This window comes from Pseudoxanthomonas mexicana, assembly GCF_001556105.1.
In the GTDB taxonomy this organism is placed as follows: Bacteria; Pseudomonadota; Gammaproteobacteria; order Xanthomonadales; family Xanthomonadaceae; genus Pseudoxanthomonas_A; species Pseudoxanthomonas_A mexicana_A.
The window spans coordinates 76,803-87,542 of sequence record NZ_LSIF01000054.1; the positions used below are offsets into that span (position 1 = coordinate 76,803).

8 protein-coding genes are annotated in these 10,740 nt (G+C 67.2%); 7 read left to right on the top strand and 1 reads right to left on the bottom strand.

Annotated elements, in window-relative coordinates; translation table 11 throughout:
- Nucleotides 1-200: 200 nt before the first annotated feature.
- The 6 genes from ispH to AX730_RS08995 all read left to right on the top strand — a co-directional run bounded on the left by ispH (nucleotide 201) and on the right by AX730_RS08995 (nucleotide 9,554).
- Complete coding sequence (gene ispH / locus AX730_RS08970) at nucleotides 201-1,151, top strand: 4-hydroxy-3-methylbut-2-enyl diphosphate reductase (RefSeq protein ID WP_062355062.1); 951 nt, start codon at nucleotides 201-203, stop codon at nucleotides 1,149-1,151.
- Nucleotides 1,152-1,188: 37 nt separating this feature from the next.
- Nucleotides 1,189-1,833 (top strand): cation efflux transmembrane domain-containing protein, encoded by a 645-nt coding sequence (locus AX730_RS08975; protein ID WP_062355065.1) that lies wholly within the window; start codon nucleotides 1,189-1,191, stop codon nucleotides 1,831-1,833.
- Between the two features lie 382 nt (nucleotides 1,834-2,215).
- Complete coding sequence (locus AX730_RS08980; protein WP_198147099.1) at nucleotides 2,216-4,216, top strand: prealbumin-like fold domain-containing protein; 2,001 nt, start codon at nucleotides 2,216-2,218, stop codon at nucleotides 4,214-4,216.
- A 439-nt stretch (nucleotides 4,217-4,655) separates the two neighbouring features.
- Nucleotides 4,656-6,581, top strand: coding sequence for a prealbumin-like fold domain-containing protein (locus AX730_RS08985; RefSeq protein WP_062355071.1), 1,926 nt, complete (start codon nucleotides 4,656-4,658; stop codon nucleotides 6,579-6,581).
- Between the two features lie 112 nt (nucleotides 6,582-6,693).
- A complete protein-coding gene (locus tag AX730_RS08990) occupies nucleotides 6,694-8,709 on the top strand; it encodes a prealbumin-like fold domain-containing protein (RefSeq protein WP_198147101.1) in 2,016 nt (671 codons plus the stop codon).
- A gap of 449 nt (nucleotides 8,710-9,158) precedes the next feature.
- Complete coding sequence (locus AX730_RS08995; RefSeq protein WP_062355078.1) at nucleotides 9,159-9,554, top strand: H-NS histone family protein; 396 nt, start codon at nucleotides 9,159-9,161, stop codon at nucleotides 9,552-9,554.
- 97 nt (nucleotides 9,555-9,651) lie between these two features.
- On the opposite strand, the gene AX730_RS09000 is transcribed toward AX730_RS08995, so the two are convergent.
- Nucleotides 9,652-10,299 carry an HAD-IA family hydrolase gene (locus AX730_RS09000; protein ID WP_062355081.1) on the bottom strand — a complete coding sequence of 216 codons (648 nt, stop codon included), beginning with the start codon at nucleotides 10,297-10,299 and terminating at the stop codon, nucleotides 9,652-9,654.
- A 143-nt stretch (nucleotides 10,300-10,442) separates the two neighbouring features.
- On the opposite strand from AX730_RS09000, the gene AX730_RS09005 reads away from it, so the two are divergent.
- On the top strand, nucleotides 10,443-10,740 hold a 298-nt coding region (locus tag AX730_RS09005; protein WP_198147103.1), incomplete at its 3' end, for a hypothetical protein.

Sequence of the window (10,740 nt, forward strand, 5' to 3'; positions counted from 1 at the left end):
GTAGGGCGGGCCTTGGCCCGCCGCTCGATGACGCACCAGCACGGCGGGCCGAGGCCGGCCCTACGGGCTGCATCGCGGCGGTTTGCCCTCACCCCGTTCCCTTCTCCCGCAGGCGGGCGAGGGGCGCAGGTGCCAGGCGGGCTCGGTGCCGGCAGCAGATTTATCTTTTCATTTTCCCGTCTTCGGTAAGATCCGTTTCTATGGACGTCCTGCTCGCCAATCCCCGTGGTTTCTGTGCCGGTGTCGACCGCGCCATCGAGATCGTCAAGCGCGCCATCGAAACGCTGGGTGCGCCGATCTACGTGCGGCACGAAGTGGTGCACAACCGCTTCGTGGTCGACGACCTGAAGCAGCGCGGCGCAGTGTTCGTGGAAGAGCTCGATGAAGTGCCGGACGGGGCCACCGTCATCTTCAGCGCGCACGGCGTGTCCAAGGCGGTGCGCAACGAAGCGGACCGGCGCGGGCTGAAGGTGTTCGACGCCACCTGCCCGCTGGTCACCAAGGTCCACTTCGAAGTGGCCCGCCACTGCCGCGCTGGCCGCGACGTGGTGCTGATCGGCCACGCCGGCCACCCCGAGGTGGAAGGCACGATGGGGCAATGGAGCCGCGAAGGCGGCAGCGGGAACATCTACCTCGTCGAAGACATCGACGGCGTCGCCGCGCTGGACGTCAGCCAGCCGGACAACCTGTTCTACACCACCCAGACCACGCTGTCGGTCGACGACACGGTCGGCATCATCCATGCGTTGCAGCAGCGCTTTCCGGCCATCCAGGGGCCGAAGAACGACGACATCTGCTACGCCACCCAGAACCGCCAGGACGCCGTGCGCGACCTGGCCAGGCAGTGCGACCTGGTGCTGGTGGTCGGCTCGCCGAACAGCTCCAACTCCAACCGCCTGCGCGAGCTGGCCGAGCGCGACGGCGTGGAGTCGTACCTGATCGACGGTGCGCATGAGATCGACCCGCGCTGGATCGACGGCAAGCAGCGCGTCGGCGTCACCGCCGGCGCGTCCGCCCCCGACGTGCTGATCGACGGCGTCATCCAGCGCCTGCGCGACCTCGGCGCGGGCGGCATCAGCGAGCTCGATGGCGAACCCGAGAGCATGGTGTTCGCCCTGCCGAAGGAACTGCGGCTGCGGCTGGTCAGCTGAGCCCGCGCGTCGTCATCGAATAGCGAACGGTATCGCCATGTCCGAATGCTGCGGGTGCGGGAAGGTCGTCGACGTCGCCGCATTGCAGGCGAAGCAGCGCCGCGTGCTGACGTGGGTGCTGGCGATCAACCTGGCCACGTTCGCGATGATGGCGTTCGCTGCGTGGCGGTCGCATTCCTCCTCGTTGCTGTCGGGCAGCCTGGACAACCTGGGCGATGCATTGACCTACGCCATCAGCCTGGCGGTGGTCGGCGCGTCGATGCGGGCCAAGGCGAAGGTGGCCTTCTTCAAGGGCTTGCTGATACTGGGCGCCGCCGTTGCGGTGGGTGTGCAGATCGCATGGCGATTGGCCAACCCCGCGGTGCCGTTGTTCGAAGGCATGGGCATCGCCGCCGCATTGAATCTCGCGGCCAATGGCGCGTGCCTCTGGTTGCTGATGCCGTACCGCAGCGGCGACGTCAACATGGCGTCGGCCTGGGAGTGCTCGCGCAACGACATCGCCGAAGGGTGCGCGGTGCTGCTGGCCGCGGCGCTGGTGGGGCTGTTCGGTGCGGGCTGGCCGGACCTGCTGGTCGCGGCTGCGTTGCTGGTGATGTTCCTGCGCTCGTCCGCGCGCGTGCTGCGTGCGGCGTGGCGCGAACTGCAGGCGCAGCGCGTCGCGCAGACAGGGTCAGCACGCTGATCAGGGCGGCCTGAGGCAGGCCGGACGCAAAGCTGGGACTGGCGGCGTCTTGTCCACGCATGAGGAATCGTGGATGGCTTTCCGGATGCTGCGACATTCCGCAGCCATGCGCGCCATCGGGCCGCCACCCCTGAGTTCCAGTTGCTGTTCGATGCATGCGATGTCCTGTGCATCGCGCCCATCGCGAATATCCCCTCGCGACGTCACGCATACGAGCGTAAGTGCGGCGTCCGGCGATACGCGTCTCATGCAACGGCAAGGGCGCATCAGCTCACAGGGGATAGTGCATGAAACGTCTAACCACTTTGCCGACCATGGCAACGCACGGGCATGCCGCATGCCCGTCGCAGCCGGCACGCGTGCGCGCGCAAGGCGCGACGTCATGAGGCTTACCGCGTACCGCATGCTGGCCATGGCCGCGTTGGCGGGCATCGCCGGGCCGGCGCTGGCGCAGCAATGCGGTTTCGGCACGTACCAATCGTTCGCCGCCCTCAACGGACAAGCCGGCTCCAGCGAGACGGTGATCAATGGCAACAACGTCTATGTGGGCAGGTCCCGCGTGCAGGTGGACAACACCACCTTCGGCAACGGCACGATCACCACCGACGACATCAGCGACAACCATTACACCGGTGAGCCGGGCATCCGCATCGGCCACAGTTCCGGCGACACCGGCAGTGAAGCCAACCGCATCCAGACCACGTTGCATTTCCGCAATCCCGACAACCTCAGCCAGTATCTGCCCGTCGGCAACCTGAGCTTCCGCCTGCACGATGTGGATGCGGGCGACCGGGTGCGGGTGAATGCCTACGACCAGAACGGCGCCCTCATCACGCTGACGTCGTCGATGTATTCGTTCTATGCGAATACGCTGTTGTCCTTCGCGGGGTCCAACCTGTTCCAGGCGCCCGACGGGAGCACCGACGCGCTGAGCAACGGACGACGGGGCACGGTGGACATCGACCTGGCCGGCTACCAGGTGTCGCGGATCGAATTCCGCTACTGGGACCCCAACGCGAATGGCACGTACACCATCGCGCAGATGTCCGGCTGCAGCGTGCCGCTCACGCTGTACAAGACCACCAACCCGAGTCCGGGCGGAGCCTTCAGCTTCACCTTGGCCAATACGAGGGTCACGACCGGCACGGTGACCACGTCGTCGGCCGGCACGCCGACCCAGGTCGATGGCGATACCGACGCCGGCATGCAGTCGTTCACCGTGGCCGCGCCGGGCAGTGCCGTCAGCATCTCCGAAAGCAGCCTGCCTGTGGGTTGGACGCTGGTGAATGCGGTCTGCAGCAATGCGGCCGGTGCCACGGTGGGCAGCCGCAGCGGCACCACGTACACGATTCCCGGCGCTGGTACCGCAGCGGGTGCGTCGTTGACATGCACCTTCACCAACGCACGCACGACGCTGCGCCTGCAGAAGGCGTTGCCCGGTGGCCGCGTGCAGGCGGCCGACCAGTTCACCCTGTCCATCGCCGGCGTGGGCGCTCCGGCAGCGGTGACCACCACCGGCAACGGCACCATGGCCAGCGGCCTGCTGACGCACGCCTCGCCCACGGCAGGCAGTACCTACACGCTGTCCGAATCGGCGGCGGGTGGTGCGGTGCTGGGCAACTACACCACCAGCTATGCATGCACCAACACGCGGTCGGGCGGGCAGGCGCCGAGTGGCATCGGCACGACCTTCAACGTGGTGCCCGTGGCAGGCGACGACCTCACCTGCACCTTCAGCAATACGCCGCGTCCGCGGGTGACGATCCGCAAGACCAGCGTGAACGGCATCAATAGTTTCACTTTCAGTGGCAGCAACGGCATCGCGAACCAGACGCTGGTCACCACCGTCGCCGGCACACCGGTCAGTGGCGCGGTGCAGGTGCTGACGGCAGCCAACACCGCCACCACGATTACTGAAGGCACGCTGCCGCCGAACTATCTGCTCACCGACATCACCTGCGCGGGCCTGCCGAACCTGGCCTCGCGACAGGTCGTCCTGAATGCAGCGGCCACCGTGGCGGGTGCGAACGTCATCTGCACCTTCACCAACACGCTGCAGCAGGCGGACATCCAGGTGCAGAAGACGGCGACGCCGAACCCCACCCTCAGCGGAGGCGTGGTGACCTACACACTGCTGGTCACCAACAACGGCCCGGTGGCGGCCCCGGGGACGGTGGTGACCGACACGCCCGGTCCCGGGCTGAACTGCACCACGCCGAGCACCACGTTCACCTGCGCGGCCACGGGCGGTGCGGCGTGCCCCTCCGCCACCGTGCCCGTCTCCACGCTGCTGGGCACCGGCATGGTGATCCCCACGTTGCCCGTGAATGGGCAGGTCACGGCGACGCTGCAATGCATGGTGACGGCCACCGGACAGCCCTGAGTTTTCCCGTCGCTTGCACGATGGAAGAAGCCCCGCCATGCGGGGCTTTCTTTTACCTTCGCGCATCCCATCGAGATGGGATGGCGACGCGCCATCGTGCGGTAACCACCGCAGCGTGACGCATGCAGAGACGCGACCGTTCCGGCGCCGTCGGATGCCCTGCCGTGCGTGTTGCAGGTGCTGACACATTTGCCTGCGATGCGGGCACGAATGCGAGTGAGGCCTACGTCGAACTTCTGCACACGACGTGGTGCAAGTGCGCGATGCACGTCCTGCCGGGTTGCGGGATGGCGAGGTGTCTGTGCGTGGCGATGGTGGGGTCGCAGGCATCTGCCGGGTGCCGTGGCGGGTAGTGGGACGCGACGCTCCATTGGACACACCGCTGGCTTGTGCGATCGACGCACGGGCTTCGCCCTCCCAGCAAGGAACGTTCGTGAAGATGCCTTTCGCCATCGCGTTGTCGATCCCCGTGAGCGCACGCATGCGCCATGCCACGCGAACCACACTGCGTTGCGTGATGGCATGGCTGGCGGGTGTGGCGCTGTGGTGCGGCATGGCCGCGGCGTCGGCGCAGGTGGTGCTGGAATCGGCGGACAACACCACGCTGGCCGGCAGCGGTCCCGCTGGCAATGGTCCCGATCCGAACCCGCAGGTGGTGACGCTGCGCCACAACACCGACAACCCCGCCGGCAACACGCTGGTGGCGCGCACGCCGGCCGTCACGGTGACCTATAGCCTCGTCAACCAGCAATTCACTGGGCTGACCGCTGCGGAGAGCTTCCCGGCCAGCACCGGTGGCAATGCAGTGTTCTTCGGCGGTACGGCCTATCTCACGGGCAACGCACCGGCGCCCGATCTGAAGTACGTCACGATGCTCGGGAGCGGCGCCACGGCCAACCTGTTCTCGTCGGTTGCGGCAATGACGGGGCAAGGCATCTCCACCGAGAACGCGGCCGTGCGCCTCACCCTGGGCACCAATGCAATCGCGGTACGGCAGCCGTCGACGCCGACCACGGCCCGTGTCCGCATGGCGGATATGGTGCTTACGTTCAGTGTGCCGGTCGACAACCCGATCCTCCACATCAACGGCATGGGGGGGCAAGGGTCGGCGCCAGGTTTGCCAGGAGGAGGGAGTGCGGTTCCACTCGGGCTGGCCGCTGAATTCGACATGCTCACCCCGGGCGTCACCCTGACCCGACTGTCCGGCAACAGTGTCTTCGCGATATCGGGAAACCAGATCAGCAACACGGCAACGCGGTTTGAATCACAGTGCACGGGTGCGGCAGGCTGCGGATCCGTCCGTGTCAACGGGACCGCGATCAGCACACTGACGTTGCGCGTCTTCGTGCGTGGCGACGGTTACGCCCCCACGTGGTGGGAACTGCCCGACTCATTCAACGCCGATGTACTGAGAATCGGTGTATCCGTGATGGAGCCCACGCCCACCGTCACCGTCCGCAAGACCAGCACCGGCGGCGTCGGCACGTTCACCTTCTCCGGTACCAACGGCTACACCGCCACCAGCGTCACCACGACCACGACGGGTACGCCGGTGGACGGTGCCATCCGCACGTTGAGCGCCGCCGAGACCGTCACGGCCATCACCGAGGACACGACGCCCGGCTATCGCCTCACCGGCATCACGTGCACCGGGCTGGGAACGGGCGGAACCGCCACCGTCAGCGGCCTCGCCGCGGCCGGTGTGGAAGGCGGTGGCACCGTGACCCTCAATGCGGCGGCCACGGCGCTGCGCAGCAACATCGTCTGCACCTTCGCCAACGAGAAGTTGCCCGTCATCCGCCTGCGCAAGTCGCTGCCGAACGGGCGCGCGGTAGCCGCAGACCAGTTCACGCTGAACATCGGCGTTGGCGCCACCGCGCAGCAGTCGGCGACCACGACCGGGTCGAACAACACTCCGACGCAGGTCGCCACGTTGGGTGCCGCCGCCGTGGGCACGGCATACAGGCTGTGGGAAACCGGCGCCAATGGCGCCCTGCTGGCGAACTACGACATCACCTACAGCTGCACCAACACCCGTGCCGGCGGGCAGACGCCCGTGGTGAAGAGCGCCGCATCGAATCCCGTCGCGAGCGGCGGGGTCATCACCTTCACCCTGGTGGTGACCAACCATGGGCCGACTGCGGCCGGTGGCGCGGTGTTGAAGGACACGCCCGGCGCGGGCCTGGATTGCACCACGCCCAGCACGACGTTCACCTGCGCGGCCACCGGTGGCGCGACGTGCTCGTCCGCCACGGTGCCGGTGGCGACGTTGCTCGGCACCGGCATGACGATTCCCACCTTGCCCTCCGGCGGACAGGTCACCGCGACGTTGCGGTGCACCGCGACGGCGACGGGGTTGCCGTGAGTCGGGCTGTCCAGGAGAGAGCGGCGGGGCGATGGACGAAGGCGCTCCGTCGGCCACCTTTCTAGCCCGTGTGGTCGACGCGCGCGCTTCGCCCTTCCCGCGAGGAATGTCCGTGAACCTGCCTGCCGCCATCGCGTTGTCGACCCCCGTGCGCGCTGCCACGCGCCGCGCCGCACGGATATCGCGGTGCAGCGTGGCGACCTGGCTGGTCGGCGTGGCGCTGTGGTGCGGCATGGCCGCGGCATCGGCCCAGGTGGTGCTGGAATCGGCGGACAACACCGCGCTGGCCGGCAGCGGTCCCGCAGGCAACGGACCGGACGCCGGCCCGCAGGTAGTGACGCTGCGGCACAACACCGACAACCCCACCGGCAACACGATGGTGGCGCGCACGCCGGCCGTGACGGTCACCTACAGCCTCATCAACCAGCAGTTCAGTTACCTGACGGCAGCGGACAGCTACCCGGCCAGCACGGGTGGCAATGCCGTGTTCTTCGGTGGCACGACGGCGTATTACGGCAACGAACCGGCGCCGGAGGTGAAGTACAGCACGCTGGTTCCGAACGACGAGCCCGACCTGTTTTCGTCCGCGGGCGCACCGGCGGGGCAGGGCATCTCCGCAGCGAACGCGGGCGTCCGCGTCTTCGTGAGCAGCAACGCGATCGCGGTGCGGGCTCGGTCGACCTCCACGAGGGCGCGCGTCCAGATGGCAGATCTGGTGCTCACGTTCAGTGCGCCGGTCGACAACCCGATCCTCCACATTCATGGCATGGGGGAACGCGTACTGGCCTCCAGGGTGATTGGGGCAGGGGGGGTTACCCCGCTCGGCGTGACGGCCGAGTTCGATCTGCTCACCGCCGGGGTCACCCTGACCCGCCTGTCCGGCAACAGTATCTTCACGGTGTCGGGAAACCAGATCACCAATGGCGCCACCAGGTTCGATATCGCGTGCTCGAATGAAGGCGCGTGCGGATCGGTCCGCGTCAACGGCACGGCGATCAGCACGCTGACCTTGCGTGTCTTCCTGCGCGGCGACGGCTATGGCCCCAACTGGTGGCAGCTGGCGGACACGTTCAACGGGAATGTCGTGAAGGTGGGCGTCTCGGTGCTGGACCCCGCGCCCACGGTCACCGTGCGCAAGACCAGCACGGGCGGCGTCGGTACCTTCACCTTCACGGGTAACAATGGCTACACCGCCACCAGTGTGACCACGGCTACTGCAGGCACGCCTGTGGACGGCACCACGCGCACGCTGGCGGCGGCCGCGACGGCCACGTCCATCACCGAGGGCATCACGCCCGGTTATCGCCTGGCCGGCATCACCTGCACCGGCCTGGGAACAGGAACCGCCACGGTCAGCGGCCTGGCGGCCGCCGGTGTGGAAGGCGGTGGCACCGTGACGCTCAACGCGGCGGCCACGGCGATGGGGGGCAAGATCGTGTGCACGTTCGCCAACGAGAAGTTGCCGGTCATCCGCCTGCGCAAGACGCTGCCGAACGGGCGCGCGGTAGCCGCAGACCAGTTCACGCTGAACATCGGCACCGGCAGCACTGCGCTGCAGTCGACGACCACGGCCGGCTCCAGCAACACCCCGACGCAGGTCGCCACGCTGACCGCCGCCGTCGACACGGCGTATGCGCTATGGGAGACCGGCGCCAACGGCGCGCTGCTGGCGAACTACGACACCACCTACCGCTGCACCAACACCCGTGCCGGTGGCCAGGCGCCCAGCGGCAGCGCTGCCACGTTCAACGTGACGCCGGCAGCCGGCGACGACCTGACCTGCGTCTTCAGCAACGCCGCGCGTCTGGCGGATATCGAGGTGGTGAAGACCGCCGCATCGAATCCCGTCGTGAGCGGAGCGGTCGTTGTCTTCACGCTGGTGGTGACCAACCACGGACCGGCGGCCGCCGGTGGTGCGGTGCTGAAGGACACGCCAGGTGCCGGTCTGGACTGCACCACGCCCAGTTCGACCTTCACCTGTGCGGCCACCGGTGGTGCGGTGTGTTCGTCCGCGACTGTGCCGGTGTCCACCTTGCTCGGCACCGGCATGACGATTCCGACGCTGCCCGCCGGCGGACAGGTGACGGCGACCCTGCAGTGCAGGGTGACGGCCACCGGCGTGCCCTGATCCGGGCGGCTGCTCGGCATCGTCATCAAGGCCGTTTTCCTCGCTGCCAGGCCTTCGAGCTTCGATGGCGCACCACGCTGGTTCGTCGTCGAGGCAAAAAGCCTTGCGGCCAGACCAAACAGCCTCGACGCCGAGGCAAATAGCTTTGTCGACTCAGCTAAACGCTTCGACATCGAAGCAAATTGGCTTGTCGTCTCACCTAAAAGGCTCGCGTTCGAGGCAAATTGCCTTGCCGGCAGCCCGAAACGCCTTGCGAGCGAGGCTATTTGCCTCGTCGTCTCACCTCAATGCCGTGCGCGCGCACCTTTCTGGTTCGCTTTCTCACAGAAGACGGTGGCTGGCGAACATCCGTCGTGCGGGAGGGGCGATGACGCCGGGGCAATTCCGCATCCGATAGACTGGGTTCAACAGCGTGCCGCCTCGGCACCGACAACGAAAGGTCGTACTGAATGACTAAGCCAACCCTCGATTCCATCGCGTCGGCCAAGGCCAGGCTGGAAGCAGAACTCCGCCAACTGGAAGAACAGGAAGTCCAGCTACGGCAGCAGCAATCGGCCGACGCGTATTCCGAGGTCATGGGATTGCTGGCGCAGTACGGTGGTTTGTTCACACCGAGGCAGAAGGCCGAGATCGTCACCGCGGTGGGGGCGAGCAGTCCCGGCCGATCCAAGAAGGCTGTAGCGACCAAGGAAGTCGCGCCGAAGTATTGGCTGCCACACACGCAGGAAACGTGGACGGGTCGAGGTCGCCCGCCTCGTGCGTTCGCCGCGTGGGAAGGCACGGCCGCCTACAAGGAATGGAAGGCACGCCATCCAGACGAGAAGTTCCCGAAGTTCCCGGGATAACGCGCGCATGAGTGAGCCGCGCGATGGCGTGTATCGCGCGCTGGTCCACAGCAGCGATGGTCCGGCAGAAGGTCCGCTGCAGTGATTGTCCGTCCCGCTATCGCGCATCCACCGCGACGTGGATTTTTCCGTCGACGAGGGTGATGCGCAGGGCGTCCAGCCCCGTGATGTTGACCACGTGGTCCGGCTGCCCCTCGAAACGCGGGCCGACACTGAGCACGCGGGCGCCTGCGGCGACACCGGCAAGAATGCCGGCCGGTGCGTCTTCCAGCACACCGCATGCAGCGATCGGAACACCCAGCCGTTGTGCGCCCAGCAGGTAGCAGGCGGGGTCAGGTTTGCCGACGGTGACGTCGTCTGCATACACGCCGAACGCGGGCAGGTCGAAGCCAGCGGCGTGCATGCGCGTACGCGCCAGGCCGCGGCTCGCGGAGGTCACCAGCGACCAGGCGGTTGAAGGCAACGCAGCCAGCAGGGTGGCGGCACCGGCATGGGCCACGATGCCGTCGGTCGCGTGGGTCTCCTGCGTCTCCAATGCGTGGGCGAGGCGGCGGCTGTCGGGGGTATCGCTCAGCGCGTCGGTCACGCTGTCCACCGTGCGCCGGCCGTGCGAGCCCGCGATGAAGGCCGCGAAGTCCAGCCCGTGCTCACGGCAGAACCGTTCCCAGACCTTTTCCACCAGCGTCGTCGAATCCACCAGCGTGCCATCCATGTCGATCAGCAAGGCATCGAAGACGAAGTGCATGTGGGCGCGATCCGGCGGGGGGGGGGGAACGTTCGATGTTACGCGACGGCCATGGCGGCTTACTTGCCGTCATCGGTCGTTCCGTATCAGCCCGTGCGACGGCGTCCGGCGATCTTCTCCGCCTCGATTCGAGGGGATGACCGATGACGCAGCTGCACTGGATGGCATTGAAGCTGTACCTGCCGACGCTGGGGTGCCTGCTGCTGGCGTTCGCGTCCACCTGGCTGCTGACGAGCCTGGCGCCTGCGACACTCGCCCACCCGCTCGGTGACGTGCTGCGCTGGATTCCCTATGGACTGCTGGGACTGGCCGCCGTGCTGGGCCTCGTCGCGAGTGCGCATCTGCTGCGCTGGGAAACCGGTGATGCACTGATCTGCGGGTGCGGTGGCTTGCTGGGTGGGGAGCGGCAGGGACGCTTCGGGGGCTATCGGACGTGTGCGA